Origin of the sequence: Aeromonas sp. FDAARGOS 1419 (genome assembly GCF_019047045.1) — a bacterium.
GTDB lineage: Bacteria > Pseudomonadota > Gammaproteobacteria > Enterobacterales > Aeromonadaceae > Aeromonas > Aeromonas veronii.
On the sequence record NZ_CP077209.1, the window covers coordinates 1541053 to 1556412 of the forward strand.

Consider the following 15360-nt stretch of genomic DNA (forward strand, 5'->3'; position numbering starts at 1 on the left):
TTACGCTTTCACGCAAGATTACTCTTCGGGACAAGGAGCCAGCACCACCCGGCGGCGACCCATCACCACCGGACGCACCAAGAGCTGTGCCAGCAAGACACCCAGCAGGGTCAGACCGCCCCCGATCAGGTGATAGCTGGTCAACCGCTCACCCAGCAGGGTGATGGCAAGGCCAGCCGTCATCACCGGCAGCAGGTTCATAAAGATGGCGGTACGGTTGGCACCGAGCAGGGCGATACCCTGCATCCAGAGCCAGGGCGAGAGCGCCGAAGTGGGGATACCGGCATAGAGGATCAGCCACAGAGCCCGGCCATCCGGCCACTGGCCATCCACCAGCAAAAAGAAGGGGGTCAGGATCACCACACTGCAGATCACCTGACCGTAGAGCAACGACCAGTTGTCGAGCCCCAGATCCCACTTCTTGAGCAGCACACTGTAAAGGGCATAAGTACCGGCCGAAATCAGCATATAGACAGAGCCGATATGAATGCCTTGGGTAAACAGCCGGGTCGGATCCCCCTGCCCCAGCAAGATAGACAAGCCAAGGATGGAAAGCAGCGCCCCCAGCACGGCGCCCCAGGTGGGTCGCTCACGCAACAGCCAGATGCTGAACAACACGGTCAGCAGCGGCGTCAGTCCCATCATCAACCCCATCTCGGTGGCTCCCAGGGTTTGCGCCGCGTAGTAACCAAAAGTCTGGTTGAGCACCATGCCCAGTGAAGCCAGCATGGCGATCTGCCAAAGGCCAGCGCGCAGACGGGCACGCGCACGCCATACCCGACGGGCCAGAAACGGGCTTAATACCAGCGCAGCCACCACCCAGCGCGACCAGGCCAAGGCTGCAGGAGACAACACACCAACCGCCAGTTTACTGACGATGCCATTGCCAGCCCAGATGGCAATGCAGGAGAAGGGAAACAGAAAGGCAAGAGGCATGAGAGGATCCAGACCGAAGAGACAACAGCGGGCCAGTATAGGGGGCGATGGGAGAGAAACAAAGGTGTGGGCATGAACAGCGACGCAGTGAACGCCAGTCGCCAGAAACAAATATGCCCGCAAAAGCGCGGGCATATCAGTGCAGAAACAGGTTCAGAAGCGCATCACGCGGCATCCATGTGCAGTCTGGAGATCAGCTCGTTGACCTCGGTGACTGTCTGGCGATGGGGAATATCCGCCGGATTCGGCATCAGCAACAAACCGGATTGGAAATCAAACCGCCCCCGACCATGGATGTAAATCCGACCTTTAAAGAATGTTTTGACATGCTTTGCCACCATCAGTGGCAGGTACTTCTTGAACACTCTCATCGTTTGCAACCTCTTGCAGTTGTATCCGTATGACAGCAGCTTCTGCGAATTAATTCCGTAAAGTATTTATAAAAATCCAGAAAACTCGCCCATCTCTTCCCAAAAAATTCAACCTATAACTTTTTATTAACTTTTAGCCTATTGTATGCGGCCCTTCGAGCCAGAGCAAGGCTCCTTTGCCATCGTGCCACTCGATACAGGCGATCCCCGAGGTGGCAAACATGGGTGCTCCTGCGGCCGGGCAGAGGCTTTGCACCAGATAACCCACCAGCGGCAGATGGCTGACCATCAGGATCTGGTCATGTTGCTGCGCCAGGGTGGTGAGGTAGCTGGCCACGAAAGCGGGATCACCGTAAGGGGTAATGTCGCCACTCTCTTCAACGGCTGCTGCGTCAGGTAATTCACTGCATATGGCTTGCCAGGTCTGGCGTGCCCGCAGATAGTTGCTGTGGATCACCCGATCCAGCGGGCCAATCAGCTGAGGCGCCAGCCAGCGGGCCATCTGGATAGACTCTTCAATACCCTGCTCGGTCAATGGACGCTGTTCATCTGTTTTCGCATTCATGCCAGCCTGGCCATGACGCATGATATAGATCTTCATTACAACCTCGCCCAACGGGCCTGTTTTGATAGCCGGGGGATCTTACCCCGCCACGGGTGTGGAAACAATTGCGCTACCTCTCAGAAAAGGGTTTGCCTGACGGGATAGCGGGGTCGATAATCATGTTTAAATTCAAATAAATCCAACGTGAGTCACACGCCAATGAGCCCATATGCCAGTCCCAATGACCATCGGCAATACCATTTTCTGGAGCTGGCCAACCGGCTCAGGGTCTTGTTGATTTGTGATCCCGACACCGACAAATCAGCCGCCTCGCTGGCGGTCAATACCGGCCATTTTGACGATCCCGCCGACCGGCAGGGAATGGCCCATTTTCTGGAGCACATGCTGTTTCTTGGCACCTGCACCTACCCCAAGCCTGGTGAGTACCAACAATTTATGAGCCGTCATGGCGGCAGCAACAACGCCTGGACCGGTACCGAGTTCACCAACTTCTTCTTCGAGATCGACAACGGCTTCTTCGAAGCGGGGCTGGATCGCTTCTCCCAATTCTTTATCTGCCCCACCTTTGATCCGGAGTGGGTGGACAAGGAGCGCAACGCGGTCGACTCCGAGTATCGCCTCAAGCTGCAGGACGACATGCGCCGCAGCTATCAGGTGCATAAAGAGACGGTCAACCCGGCGCACCCCTTCTCCAAGTTCTCGGTGGGCAACCTCGATACCCTGGCCGATCTGCCGGGACGGGATCTGCGCTCCGACCTTATCCGTTTTTACGAAAGCCACTACAGCGCGGATCGCATGGCGCTGGTGATGATCTCGCCGGAATCCATTGATACCCAGTTGCAGTGGTGCTGTCGCTACTTTGCTCCCATTTTGAATCGCAATTTGGGAACCCCGACCCTCACCATGCCGCTCTACCGGCTCGACGATCTCGGCGTGCGCATCCACATCAATCCGGTCAAAGAGACCCGCAAGCTGTCGCTCAGCTTCCCCTTGCCCAATGTGGACGAGTTTTACGACAAAAAGCCCCTCACCTTCCTGAGCCATCTGATCGGTTATGAGGGGGATGGCAGCCTGCTCTCCCTGCTCAAGGCGAAAGGCTGGGTCAACCAGCTCTCGGCAGGTGGTGGCATCAGCGGCGCCAACTTCAAGGATTTTGGCGTCAACTTTGGCCTCACACCTCTGGGCCTTGAGCATGTGGACGACATCCTCGCCGCCCTTTTTGGCTATCTGAAACTGATTGGCCGCGAAGGGCTGCAGAGCTGGCGCTATGACGAAAAACGGACCGTGCTTGAATCGGCGTTTCGCTTTCAGGAGCGCGGCCGCCCCCTCGATACGGTGTCGGGGCTGGTGCTCAACCTCTTTAGCTACAAACCTGAGGATCTGCTCTACGGCGACTACATGATGCGCGAATATGACGAGGGGCTGATCCGCCGCTTCCTCGCCAAGCTCACCCCGCACAACCTGCGTATCACCATCACTGCGCCGGAAGTGGCAACCGATCGGCTGGCCCGCTGGTATCAGACCCCCTACAGCGTGGCAACCATTACCGAGGCCGAGAAAATTCGCTGGCAGCAGAGCGAACCGGATCCGGCGCTGGCGCTACCCAAGCCCAACCCCTTTATCAGCAGTAGGCTCGATCCGCGCACGCCAGAGCTTGCCGCCGACATGCCCGCCTGCCTTATCGATCGCCCCGGTTTTCGCCTCTGGCACCTCCATGAGCACCTGTTCAGCGTGCCCAAGGGCAATCTCTATATCTCCATCGACAGCGAACATGCGGTCAAAAATCCGCGCAATATCGCCATGGCGCGCCTCGCCGTGGAGCTGTTGGCAGACCACCTCAACGCCCTCACCTATCCGGCGGAGCTGGCGGGGCTGGGCTACCAGATCTATGCCCATCAGGGGGGCTTTACCATCAACCTGAGCGGTTTTGCCGACAAGCAGCCGCTGTTGCTCGACATGATCCTCGGCAACCGCACGCTGGGGTATCCGGATCCGGGCCGCTTCGCCGAGATCAAAGAGCAGCTCATCCGCAACTGGGACAACCAGTCCAAGGCGCGCCCCATCTCCCAGCTCTTTAACCAGCTCACCAGTTTGCTGCAACCGAACAACCCGCCGTTCGAGCAGTTGCTGCGCCACCTTCGCACCGTCGAGCTGGAAGAGATGCCCGGCTTCGTGGCCCAGCTGTTTGGCGAGGTGCATGTCGAGGCGCTGGTACACGGCGACTGGACTGCCGCCGAAGCGCTGGAGCTGGCCGCCCTGATGGAGCGCCACCTGAGCGACATCAATGGCACCAGCAGCAAGCCGAGCGGCGAGACCCGCCGCCCGCTCATCTCCATTCAGGACAGAGGCACCCTTATTCGCGAGCAGGGTTGCGATCACGAAGACTCGGCGCTCCTGGTCTACTACCAGTCCCACACCACCCGGGCGCGGGATCTCGCCTGCTTTACCCTGGCGAACCACATCATGTCCTCCACCTTCTTTCACGAGCTGCGCACCCGCCAGCAACTGGGGTATGTGGTGGGCGCCGGCAACCTGCCCCTCAATCGCCATCCGGGGCTGATCTTCTACATCCAGTCGCCGGTGGCAGGGCCGCAGATCCTGCTGGATGCGGTGGAGGAGTTTATCGACCTCTTCCCGCTCGCCATGCTCGAATTTACCGAGCAGCAGTGGCAGGAGAGCAAGGCAGGGCTGCAAGCCCAGCTGAGCGAGCGGGATGCCAATCTGCGCAGTCGCGGCCAGCGGTTGTGGGTCAGTATTGGCAACAAGGACCTGGGGTTCGATCAGCGGGAACGGGTCTGCGATGAGGTGGGCAAGTTGAGTCGCGCCGATCTGGTGCGCTTTATCACCCAGCTGCGTTCGCGCACCTCCGATCGGCTGATCCTCTGCAGCTATGGTCAGGGGCACGAACATGACGAGCGGATCACCGGCCAGTTTATCGACGATCCACGGGCATTTCGGCTCAATGCCGCCACCTTCGAGGCCTGATCAGGCCTCGCACTCCCCCGTTTTTCCATTCCCACGGCATATCGCAGGCAATAAAAAGCCGACCCATCTGGGTCGGCTGGAAAAACCATAACAATTGCGACCAAAGCCGCCAAAAGTGAACATGAGCGTGAAAATCAGACACTGAGTTGCTGATCAGCAAGCGGGAAAGACCCGATACTCGCTTTGCAATGCCAACAGTGATTGAGAAACAGCCTCATATTAGGCACTCCCCCCGCCAGTCACGTTGATCTACGTCAAAGGAGGTAGCGAAGAGCGCGTAGCCCGACGATTTGTCGGCGCAGATCACCCTTTGGCCGCCCACTAGCTGCCCGTTAACCCCGGCGAACCAGCCGGTAGGCTACCTCATCGAAGTAGGAGAGCTGACCCGACAGCACCCGCGGGTGATCCACCTCGGCGGCGCGCCCCAGCACCTCGATACGAAAATCGCGCTCGAACAGGGCTCGCACCTCCATCTCGCCCACCGAGAAGGGGGGCTGACTCTGCTGCTCCGGCTGATATTCGAGGGTCACCAGCAGGATCTGGCCACCGGTCTCGACCAGCGAACTGATCAGGGCCGCATACTGGCGGCGCATCGCGGTCGGCAGGGCGATCAGCGCCGCGCGATCATAGACCAGCCGGTAACGGCGACCCAGACTGGGGGCGGCGAAAAAATCCCCCTGAAAAATGCGCAGGCTGTCCACCTGATGGCACTGATAAGGGCCCACTTCGCTCACGGTCGCGGCGAGCTGGTTTTCACTGAAGAACTGGCTGACGGCAAGGCTCGATAGCTCGAAACCGTCGACCGGATGGCCCTGAGCGCTCAGCCAGAGCATGTCGCGGGATTTGCCACACAGGGGAACCAGCACCGGCTCGTCCGCTTGCTGGGCTGACCACCAGGATTGCAGCCAGTGGTTGAAGTCCGCCTGATGAAAGCCAATCCGGTTCTCTTCCCAACGCTGATGCCAAAACGCAGCTTCCATCGTTATTACCCTTCTGTACTAAAGATGCCTCAATATCACAACTTAACCGGCACCGTGCAACCCTCTGCCATTCCCTTTTTGCCGCGCAGCCTCTGCGTGTTATCGGGCGAATGGCGGGACATCCCCTTACCGTGCGCCTCGCTGTCGCAATCGGCGCTATTGGCTGCATTTATAACGGACAAGACATACCAACCCATGCAAAAACGTCATGGGTGTATGGCGATGAATGAATAAAAGGAATGACGTTGGCAAGCCAAAACGTGCCTGCCAACGCCAAAAAGATCACGACAGCGTGGCGCGAGCGGCCGCCAGCTGACGCTCGATATAAGCAAAATCGGGACGATCGGCGGGGAGTTCCGAGAGGCAGGCCGCTTTGAGCTGATGCAACCCATCAAGCGTTGAGTCTTGCGTATCGCAATGGGCCAACAGCTCTTCCAGCAGGCAACCAAAGGCGCGCACTTCCAACCGCTCAAGGCCTACGGCCCGCTCGCGGTCGCAGCGGTCATATAAGGAAGCCGCACCAAAATCCCCCAGCAGGGCGCGAGCCGGCGCGTCAGAACTACGGGCAAACAGGATATTGTGACCATAGAGATCCCCGTGCATGATGCCCGCGCGGTGCAGATGGCCCACCACCGAGGCGATGCCTTGGGCCATCGCCAGCGCATCCGGCACACTCAGATACAGCCCCTCGGGATAGACATCCCGGGTGCAGGAATCCAGGCTCGGCGGCCCGGCCAGATTGGCAAAGGCCGGGTCGATCAGCTCCATCACCAGCGCCGGAATACCGGAGGGGTGATCCGCCACCTTGCCCATCACCTTGATAAGGTTTGGATGAGTGCCCGCCGCCAGCGACGCTGCCATCTCGCAGCGGGGCAACCCGTCACTGGTCACCGCCCCCTTGAACAGCTTGACCGCCACCTGACTGGCCTCGGTTCTGCCGCTCGCCTGAGTCGCTGCATCAGCAGGATTAGCCACAAGGGTGGCGCGATGGATAACGCCGGATGCTCCCTGCCCCAACAACTCGCCCAGCGCCAGCGTCTCCCAGGCAAGGGGTTCGTCATGGGCATCATTGATGGCCCGCGCCTCCGCCCCTTCGCTAAAGGGGTTGCCGGAGTAGGCAAGCCATGAAAGGCGCGGCAGCGAGAGCAGCCACTCGGGGAAGCGTTCGATGCGGTTGGCGGCGATGCGCAGCAGCTCCAGATTGCGGCAGTTGGCAAGGCTGGCCGGCAACTCGCACAGACGGTTGCCCGCCAGCATCAGCTTTTGCAGAGCGTCGCACTGGCCCAGCTCATCGGGCAGCTGCTCAATTGCGTTATCGGTCAGGATCAACCAGCGCAGCCCCGCAGGCAGCGCCTTGGCCGAGACGGTAGCAATCCGGTTGGCCTTAAAGCCCACCATGGTGAGCGCCGGGCAGCGCCCCAGCACCTCGGGCAGCTCGGTAAAGCGGTTCTCGGAGCAGAAGATGATGCGCAGTTTGCTGAACCCGGCCAACTCGTCAGGGAGTGCGCTTAGCTGGTTACCGGTGAGATCCAGCACCTCAAGCGTCTCTTTCAGGCTCAAAATCTCGGTGGGGAACTCCGTCAGGTTTTCAGAGAGCTTCAGATGGCGGGCACCGCACAGTTCACCTGCGCGCAGCTGTTCCAGAGTATGCATAACCGTTTCTCAATCCTGATGATCTGCCTGATGGCGCCAGCCATCAGCGCGCGCCGAACCCGGGTCCGGCGATTTTAAAGGGGGGCATTATAAAGAATTCGGGGCGCAGTTCGCCCCTTTTGTTGCCACGAAGGCCTGTATCGACATGTAGCAAAACGACTTGGGTACAAAGAGAGCAAGATTCGGGTCGTCCCGGCAAGGAGTGGTTGCCATAGTGGGGGCCAAACCCAAGTCGGTTGGAACCTATTGGAGTTCCAACCCACAGCCAACCTTGTGAGCCACTTAGCTGGCGCACAACACACTCAGCGAGGGAACTGCCATGTCATTACTGTCCAACAAGGTCGCCATCATCACCGGCGCCAGCTCCGGTATCGGTCGCGCCAGCGCCATCCTGTTTGCCCGGGAGGGAGCAAGTGTCGTCGTCGGCGCCCGCCGCCAGCCCGAGCTGGATCTGCTGGTTGAGGAGATCCGCCATGAGGGTGGCCAGGCGGTGAGTCTGGCGGGAGATGTGAAAAGCGAGAGTTACGCCCGCGATCTGGTTGATCTCGCGCTAACCCGTTTCGGCGGGCTCGATATCGCCTTCAACAACGCAGGTACCACAGGCACGCCGGGCAACGTAGAGGAGCTTGAGCTGACGCAGTGGCAGGAAATTCTGGATACCAACCTCACCAGCGCCTTTGTGGGTGCCAAGTATCAGATCCCCGCCATGCAGGCTCGCGGCGGTGGCTCGCTTATTTTTACCTCTACCTTTGTCGGCCATACCCTGGGACTGCCCGGCATGGCGGCCTATGCGGCGAGCAAGGCAGGCCTCATCGGCCTGACCCGGGTGCTGGCTGCCGAGTATGGGGCACAAGGGGTGCGGGTCAACGCCCTGCTGCCGGGGGGCACCGACACTCCCATGGGGCGGGCTTTTGCCAATACGCCAGAGAGCCTCGCCTTTGTGCAGAATATGCATGCCCTCAAACGGCTGGCCCAACCGGAGGAGATCGCCCGCTCGGCCCTTTATCTCGCGTCCGATGTATCCAGCTTTACCACCGGCATTGCCCTGCTGGCCGATGGTGGGGTATCAATTTGTCGTACATGACGTTGTCGCCCCCAAGATCCTGCGGCTGCAAACTTATCGTGAGAGCGCCTTATGTCTGATTACGCCCGCATCGCCGATGCCATCCGTTTTATCGCAAGTCAGGTGGAGCGCCAGCCCACTCTGGACGAGATAGCGGCGCACGTGCACTTAAGTCCCTTTCACTTCCAGCGGCTGTTCAGCCGCTGGGCCGGAGTGACGCCCAAACGCTATCTGCAGGTGCTGACCCTGGAGCGGGCCAAGGCGCTGTTGCAGGAGTCGCGCCCGCTGCTTGAGGTGGCCGATACCCTGGGCCTTAGCAGCGGCTCGCGGCTCTACGATCACTTTGTACAGCTCGAAGCGGTAACACCGGGCGAGTACAAGCAGCGCGGGGCCGGGCTGGTTATCGATCACGGGGTGCACGACACCCCCTTTGGTCAGGCATTCGTCGCCCTGACCCCGCGGGGGGTGTGCAACTTCTCGTTTCTCGATGAAAAGGCCCCAGAGGCGCCGCTGGCCGCCCTCGCCCACAGCTGGCCCGAAGCGGAGCTGCGGGAGGCGCCATCACGCACCCAGAACGTCATCAACACCATGTTCGATGGCAGTAAGGCGCCGGATCGCCCCATCTCCTTGCACGTGAGCGGTACCAACTTTCAGATCAGCGTCTGGCGGGCGCTGCTGCAGATCCCGCCCGCCAAGGTGGTGAGCTACGCCCAGGTGGCAAGCGCCGTCGGCAATCCCAAAGCCGCCCGCGCCGTGGGACTGGCGGTGGGCGCCAACCCCGTCGCCTTGATGATCCCCTGCCACAGAGTCATTCAGCAAAACGGCAAACTCGGCGGCTATCACTGGGGCGAGACCCGCAAACAGGCGATACACGCCTGGGAAGCGGCGAGGTATGAGTGAAGGTGGCTTTTTCTGTCCGCCTGATGAGGAACACAGGCATCTTGGTAGTGAGTCAGCAGACAATCAGGCAGCGCCAGACAGCGTGCGGCGATATAAAGCGGGGACATAAGAAGAATCGGGGCGCAGATCGCCCCTTTGGTTGCTTTGGCGAGGCTCCGCGCTCAGCCGCCCCACCCCAGCAAATTAACGAAACACGTAGGGTGCAATAAGCGCAGCGCATTGCACCGTTTGCCGAGCGGCTTTTGTGCAAGGTATGAGGAACAAAAGTAGAGGTGCAATTTCATTGCACCCTACGATATTAACGACCAGTTAGTTAACACGTATAAATGAGCCCAGCTAACTTTTTGCTCGATAGATCATTTCATCTTGGGCGTGGCATGGACTTGCCTAAATAGCAGTGCCTGAGTGTTCCCCTCATACAACCATTCTCCAGTTTTGTTGTTAACGTAATGCTGAACCACTCGATGTGCTCTGAATACTTCTGGAGGCAATGGATTAGATGCGAACGGATTATGATAAATCTGTAGTCCATCCAATATTGTTTCACCGTGTTCAGAAGGAGAGCATGAGCGCATTTCTGGAGCACCTCTGGGTGGGGTTGCCCAAAGAGAGCTTACGATAGTATTTGTTGCGGGGTTATTTGACATTGCACTAAGTTTTCCCCATGTTGCCAAACAACTAAAAATTATCGCACTTACCTCAGATAATGAGTCGTTCTTGAAAAGGCCCAAGGGAATCTCAGCACCATTTTCCTTTGTTACATATTCAAGATTTACACTTGGTGGCCCATTCGGAAATGCGCCAGGATTATCTAAATATGCATCTTCATCTACATAATGATCGAAAAGTAGCGCTCTGATTGGCCTGTCATGCTGAATATTAAAATGAGGCTGTTCAAAAGGTGCAATAGCTAGAATGAAAGGCTTTCCCGCGACATGTTTCAGTTTTTTATAAGACTCATTGTACTTTCTAACTTTTGCAATAATTGCATTTGACAGTCTAATTATTGCTTCCGTGTTTAATTCTTTCAATCTCCCAAGCTTCTCCAACTCTTCACGACTGAATGCTTTATCCCACTCATTTGGTTTCCCATGCGAAGAATTTGCTGTTACTGCTTCAACTATGAACTCACAACGATTTGAACTCAGATAAAAATCTGGTGTTGGATAAGACCAATCCACCGTGATGTTATATTTTTTAAACAATGCGTATAGATATATTTCCCAGAAAGACGAATTAAATGTAGTCTGGAATTCTTTTACAAACTTACCATCTCTATCTACGAAGCCGTCCGCCCATTTCTCTAGCAGTCGCCTCTCTGCTTCACGAAACGATACCAAAACCGATGCAAAGTTCTTGTGAAATTTTTCAGGTTCTACGACTGGAGTAAAGAGATTCATTCCTTTTCCTCTAACAGAGACCAGATGGAAAACTGTACCAATCCAATAGCAGAGTCTACCATATAACTCCGCTGCATTCTCATGACAGACACAAAAAATAAATCATAACATTAAATAATTACAGATATCTAAATATGTTCGATTGATGTTTACTTTTATTCAATAATTACTTCTACATAAAAATTTAGCAGTAAGCTTTGGCAAATGTCTCTGGCCTGACTCATCAGAGACTTCAAAGAGCTATATCCAAATAGTCATCATAACGAGCAAGGAAATATGCAGAAGAGATTGATGATAAATTCCTGATCGAGATCAACAAAATAATTAACAAGTACAAATTCCGACCACATATCAGAGGTAACGGGTTGTGGTGGAGAAGAAAAGACGCCCTAAGGCGCCTTTCTTATTTTCAGGACTTGGAGCAAAAAGCTTGGAGGTTATTCCCCCTCCCCGCCAAGCCCCGCCCCCAATCAAATCGGGGTAATGGAGGTGATATGGGCCGAGCCATCCAGAGACTGGAAGATCTGCACCACGGCTTCGCCATGGATCGGTTTGGCAAGCGGCACAGTGCTCTTGCACTTGAAGCGGTAGTTGGTGCCAGCCACCACTTGAGTGGAGACTTCAAAGGGTACGTACTGCACCCCGACAAATCCTTTCAGCGCCTGATCAAATACCGCCTGATCCTCGGCGGTCAGCTTGTGATATGCGGTCCATCCACCCACCAACACTGCTTGTTCTGACATATCAAACTCTCCGTGCTCTATGATCCCGACTCGTTTGGCCGTTCGGGCTGCGCCCCGTTGATTCAAGTGGTTTCCGGTCTCCACCGGGGTGTCATCACTGCCGGTTGGCGCGATAACGATAGGCAAATTTACGCAGCTATCTGCAACTGGATCAGCCCTCCCCCCAGCCACGAGCCGCTGTTGACAGCGGGCTCAATTGGCATGAGAGAGCCTAGTGCGGGATGGCAAAAATGCCCCTGTCACATATGACAGGGGCAAGGTGGCAAAAAAGCTGCTCGAAAAAAAGAAGATATGTGGCGCAAACGATTGAGAAAAGAAAAGACGCCTCAAGGGCGTCTTTTTTGCATTTTTATGCTCGAAGGGCAGAAGGGCGCGAGACGCTTATTCCCATTCGATGGTTGCGGGCGGCTTGCCGGAGACGTCATACACCACGCGGGAGATACCGTTGATCTCGTTGATGATGCGGTTTGATACGTGACCGAGGAAGTCGTACGGCAGATGTGCCCAGTGGGCGGTCATAAAGTCGATGGTTTCGACGGCGCGCAGGGCTATGACCCAGTCATATTTGCGACCATCGCCCATGACGCCAACGGAGCGCACCGGCAGGAACACGGCGAATGCCTGGCTGACCTGGTTGTAGAGGTCAGCTTTGCGCAGCTCTTCGATAAAGACCGCATCGGCGCGGCGCAGAATATCGCAGTACTCTTTCTTCACTTCGCCAAGGACGCGCACGCCCAGACCCGGGCCCGGGAACGGGTGACGGTAGAGCATGTCGTAGGGCAGACCCAGCTCGAGGCCAACGCGGCGCACTTCGTCTTTGAACAGTTCGCGCAGCGGCTCGACCAGACCCATCTTCATCTCTTCCGGCAGGCCGCCGACGTTGTGGTGAGACTTGATGACGTGGGCTTTGCCGGTCTTGCTGGCAGCGGATTCGATAACGTCCGGATAGATGGTGCCTTGTGCCAGCCACTTGGCGTTTTTCAGCTTTTTCGCTTCATCATCAAACACTTCGACGAAGACGCGGCCGATGATCTTGCGCTTGGCTTCCGGCTCGTCAACACCGGCCAGGGCAGAGAGGAAGCGCTCTTCCGCTTCAACCTTGATGATGTTCAGACCAAAGTGGTCACCAAACATCTCCATCACCTGCTCACCTTCGTTCAGACGCAGCAGACCGTTGTCCACGAAGACGCAGGTCAGGCGATCACCGATGGCGCGGTGCACCAGCATGGCGACCACGGAGGAGTCGACACCGCCGGATAGGCCGAGGATCACTTCATCGTCACCCACCTGCTCGCGGATGCGGGCAACGGCGTCGTCGATGATGGTGGCCGGGGTCCAGAGGCATTCGCAGCCGCAGATGTCTTTGACGAAGTGCTCCAGCATGCGGGCACCCTGACGGGTGTGGGTCACTTCCGGGTGGAACTGCACGCCGTAGAAGCGCTTGGCCTCACACGCCATGGCCGCGTGCGGGCAGGTCGGGGTCTGGGCGATGGTGGTGAAGTCGGCCGGAATGGTGGTGACCTTGTCACCGTGGCTCATCCAGACATCCAGCAGGGCATTGCCGTTGTCGGCGATGGCATCTTCGATATTGCGCAAGAGGGCGCTGCTCTTGCCAGCTTCGCCCAGCACTTCCACCTTGGCGTAACCGAATTCACGCTCGGTGGAGGATTGCACCTTGCCACCCAGCTGCTCGGCCATGGTCTGCATGCCGTAGCAGATACCGAACACAGGGACACCGGCGTTGAACACATACTCGGGGGCACGCGGGCTGCCCGCTTCGGTGACGGACTCGGGGCCGCCGGAGAGGATGATGCCGCTCGGATTGAATTCGCGGATCTGCTCTTCGGTTACGTCCCAGGCCCACAGTTCGCAATAAACGCCGATTTCGCGCACACGGCGGGCGATCAGCTGGGTGTACTGGGAACCGAAGTCGAGGATAAGGATACGGTGCTGGTGAATGTCTTTAGTCATTTTATTCCTGCATCAGGCTGATGTTGTCACAAAGGGCACGGGATAAAAAAAGGGTGGAAAAACGGGGCGCAGGGCCCCGTTTTATCAGCCCATCCGATAGTTGGGGGCTTCTTTGGTAATGGTCACATCGTGGACGTGGGACTCTTTCATCCCGGCGCCGGAGATGCGCACGAACTCAGCTTTAGTGCGCATGTCGTCGATGGTGGCGCTGCCGGTCAGGCCCATGGAGGAGCGCAGGCCGCCCATCTGCTGGTGGATGATCTCTTTGAGGCGCCCCTTGTACGGCACGCGACCTTCGATGCCTTCCGGCACCAGCTTGTCGGCGGCGTTGTCGGTCTGGAAGTAGCGATCGCTGGAACCTTTGGACATGGCGCCCAGAGAACCCATACCACGGTAGGATTTGAAGGAGCGACCCTGATAGAGCTCGATCTCGCCCGGCGCTTCTTCAGTACCGGCGAACATGGAACCTACCATGACGCAGCTGGCGCCCGCGGCAATGGCCTTGGCGATGTCGCCGGAGAAGCGGATGCCGCCATCGGCAATCACCGGAATACCGGTGCCTTCCAGCGCGTCAACGGCGTCGGAGATGGCAGTGATCTGGGGCACACCCACGCCGGTCACGATACGGGTAGTACAGATGGAGCCCGGGCCGATACCGACCTTGACGGCGTTGACACCGGCAGCAGCCAGCGCCTTGGCGCCCGCGGCAGTCGCCACGTTGCCACCGATGATCTGCAGATCCGGATAGGCGTCGCGAGTGGCCTTGATGCGATCCAGCACGCCCTGGGAGTGGCCGTGGGAGGAGTCGATCAGCAGCACGTCAACACCGGCTTCCACCAGCGCAGCGACGCGCTCTTCGTTGCCAGCACCGGCACCAACCGCAGCACCAACCCGCAGACGACCCTTGTCATCTTTACAGGCGTGGGGCTTGCGCTCGGCTTTCTGGAAATCTTTAACGGTGATCATGCCCTTGAGTTTGAAGTCGGCGTTCACCACCAGCACTTTTTCGATACGGTGCTTTTGCATCAGGGCAACCACCTCTTCGCGAGGGGCCCCTTCACGCACGGTGACCAGACGATCTTTCTGGGTCATGATCTGTTCAACGGTCTGGGAGAGGTCAATCACGAAGCGCACGTCACGGCCGGTGATGATACCGACCAGCTGATTGCCGTCAGTCACCACGGGGTAACCGGCGAAGCCATTCTTGTGGCTCAGCTCCTTGATTTGGGCGATGGTCATGTCAGGGCGCACGGTGACGGGGTCGGTGACCACGCCGCTCTCGTACTTCTTGACCTTGCGCACTTCGGCAGCCTGCTGCTCGATGGACATGTTCTTGTGGATAAAGCCGATACCGCCTTCCTGGGCCAGTGCGATAGCCAGACGGGCTTCGGTCACTGTGTCCATTGCAGCGGAGATCATCGGGATGTTCAAGCTGATGGCGGAGGTCAGCTTGGTACGCAGATCGGCAGTATTGGGAAGAACTTCGGAGTGGGCGGGAACCAACAGTACATCGTCGAAGGTTAACGCTTCTTTGGCAATCCTGAGCATGGCAATATCTCACCGTTGAGGAAGTGGGGGTGTAAAATATTGCCGACGAAGTTTACTCACGCATTGGTCACTGGTAAAGAAGTTTTTTGAATTTTTTATGGCATAGCCCTCTTTTAGGCGGCCAAAACGCCAAAAAACCAAGATTATCAGTACGAAAAGCGCCATTTCGGGGCAAAAGAGTTGGCTAGCCGGTGATTTATGCAAAACCGGTAGGTGCCGACGCAGCGCAACCCCCATGCAAAGGA

Annotated in this window: 12 protein-coding genes; 3 read left to right on the top strand and 9 right to left on the bottom strand. The window is 57.4% G+C overall.

Annotated features, from left to right (window positions below; genetic code table 11):
• Positions 1-18: 18 nt before the first annotated feature.
• From I6L49_RS06750 to sixA, 3 genes are all read right to left on the bottom strand, one after another.
• On the bottom strand, positions 19-936 hold the full coding sequence (locus I6L49_RS06750; RefSeq protein ID WP_005336996.1) for a DMT family transporter: 918 nt from the start codon (positions 934-936) through the stop codon (positions 19-21).
• Positions 937-1100: 164 nt separating this feature from the next.
• Positions 1101-1307 carry a DUF1107 domain-containing protein gene (locus I6L49_RS06755; RefSeq protein WP_005336998.1) on the bottom strand — a complete coding sequence of 69 codons (207 nt, stop codon included), beginning with the start codon at positions 1305-1307 and terminating at the stop codon, positions 1101-1103.
• 133 nt (positions 1308-1440) lie between these two features.
• The gene (sixA, locus tag I6L49_RS06760) at positions 1441-1908 is read right to left on the bottom strand and encodes a phosphohistidine phosphatase SixA (RefSeq protein WP_005351311.1); all 468 of its coding nucleotides are present in this window, start codon (positions 1906-1908) and stop codon (positions 1441-1443) included.
• Between the two features lie 162 nt (positions 1909-2070).
• On the opposite strand from sixA, the gene I6L49_RS06765 reads away from it, so the two are divergent.
• On the top strand, positions 2071-4857 hold the full coding sequence (locus I6L49_RS06765; protein WP_216950928.1) for an insulinase family protein: 2787 nt from the start codon (positions 2071-2073) through the stop codon (positions 4855-4857).
• A gap of 332 nt (positions 4858-5189) precedes the next feature.
• On the opposite strand, the gene I6L49_RS06770 is transcribed toward I6L49_RS06765, so the two are convergent.
• A complete protein-coding gene (locus I6L49_RS06770) occupies positions 5190-5837 on the bottom strand; it encodes a thiopurine S-methyltransferase (protein ID WP_005337003.1) in 648 nt (215 codons plus the stop codon).
• 282 nt (positions 5838-6119) lie between these two features.
• Positions 6120-7490: a leucine-rich repeat-containing protein kinase family protein gene (locus I6L49_RS06775; protein ID WP_216950931.1), complete on the bottom strand. Its 1371-nt coding sequence runs from the start codon at positions 7488-7490 to the stop codon at positions 6120-6122.
• Between the two features lie 319 nt (positions 7491-7809).
• Between I6L49_RS06775 and I6L49_RS06780 the strand changes: the two genes are divergently transcribed.
• Positions 7810-8574 (top strand): SDR family oxidoreductase, encoded by a 765-nt coding sequence (locus I6L49_RS06780; protein WP_216950933.1) that lies wholly within the window; start codon positions 7810-7812, stop codon positions 8572-8574.
• Between the two features lie 51 nt (positions 8575-8625).
• Positions 8626-9453, top strand: a complete 828-nt coding sequence (locus I6L49_RS06785) for a bifunctional transcriptional activator/DNA repair enzyme AdaA (protein ID WP_216948745.1) — start codon at positions 8626-8628, stop codon at positions 9451-9453.
• 356 nt (positions 9454-9809) lie between these two features.
• Here the strand turns inward: I6L49_RS06785 and I6L49_RS06790 are convergent, their stop codons facing one another.
• The 4 genes from I6L49_RS06790 to guaB all read right to left on the bottom strand — a co-directional run bounded on the left by I6L49_RS06790 (position 9810) and on the right by guaB (position 15115).
• A complete protein-coding gene (locus I6L49_RS06790) occupies positions 9810-10853 on the bottom strand; it encodes a hypothetical protein (protein WP_216950935.1) in 1044 nt (347 codons plus the stop codon).
• Positions 10854-11323: 470 nt separating this feature from the next.
• Positions 11324-11596 carry a hypothetical protein gene (locus I6L49_RS06795; RefSeq protein WP_139401676.1) on the bottom strand — a complete coding sequence of 91 codons (273 nt, stop codon included), beginning with the start codon at positions 11594-11596 and terminating at the stop codon, positions 11324-11326.
• 381 nt (positions 11597-11977) lie between these two features.
• Positions 11978-13567, bottom strand: coding sequence for a glutamine-hydrolyzing GMP synthase (gene guaA, locus I6L49_RS06800; protein ID WP_019445882.1), 1590 nt, complete (start codon positions 13565-13567; stop codon positions 11978-11980).
• Positions 13568-13651: 84 nt separating this feature from the next.
• A complete protein-coding gene (guaB, locus tag I6L49_RS06805; protein ID WP_005360033.1) occupies positions 13652-15115 on the bottom strand; it encodes an IMP dehydrogenase in 1464 nt (487 codons plus the stop codon).
• Between the last annotated feature and the right edge of the window lie 245 nt (positions 15116-15360).

Excerpts from the sequence above, each read along its gene's own strand:
- guaB (WP_005360033.1), bottom strand. The coding sequence starts at position 15,115 with ATGCTCAGGATTGCCAAAGAAGCGTTAACCTTCGACGATGTACTGTTG.
- I6L49_RS06785 (WP_216948745.1), top strand. The coding sequence starts at position 8,626 with ATGTCTGATTACGCCCGCATCGCCGATGCCATCCGTTTTATCGCAAGT.
- I6L49_RS06770 (WP_005337003.1), bottom strand. The coding sequence starts at position 5,837 with ATGGAAGCTGCGTTTTGGCATCAGCGTTGGGAAGAGAACCGGATTGGC.
- I6L49_RS06775 (WP_216950931.1), bottom strand. The coding sequence starts at position 7,490 with ATGCATACTCTGGAACAGCTGCGCGCAGGTGAACTGTGCGGTGCCCGC.
- I6L49_RS06765 (WP_216950928.1), top strand. The coding sequence starts at position 2,071 with ATGAGCCCATATGCCAGTCCCAATGACCATCGGCAATACCATTTTCTG.
- I6L49_RS06750 (WP_005336996.1), bottom strand. The coding sequence starts at position 936 with ATGCCTCTTGCCTTTCTGTTTCCCTTCTCCTGCATTGCCATCTGGGCT.
- guaA (WP_019445882.1), bottom strand. The coding sequence starts at position 13,567 with ATGACTAAAGACATTCACCAGCACCGTATCCTTATCCTCGACTTCGGT.
- I6L49_RS06780 (WP_216950933.1), top strand. The coding sequence starts at position 7,810 with ATGTCATTACTGTCCAACAAGGTCGCCATCATCACCGGCGCCAGCTCC.
- I6L49_RS06790 (WP_216950935.1), bottom strand. The coding sequence starts at position 10,853 with ATGAATCTCTTTACTCCAGTCGTAGAACCTGAAAAATTTCACAAGAAC.
- I6L49_RS06795 (WP_139401676.1), bottom strand. The coding sequence starts at position 11,596 with ATGTCAGAACAAGCAGTGTTGGTGGGTGGATGGACCGCATATCACAAG.
- I6L49_RS06755 (WP_005336998.1), bottom strand. The coding sequence starts at position 1,307 with ATGAGAGTGTTCAAGAAGTACCTGCCACTGATGGTGGCAAAGCATGTC.
- sixA (WP_005351311.1), bottom strand. The coding sequence starts at position 1,908 with ATGAAGATCTATATCATGCGTCATGGCCAGGCTGGCATGAATGCGAAA.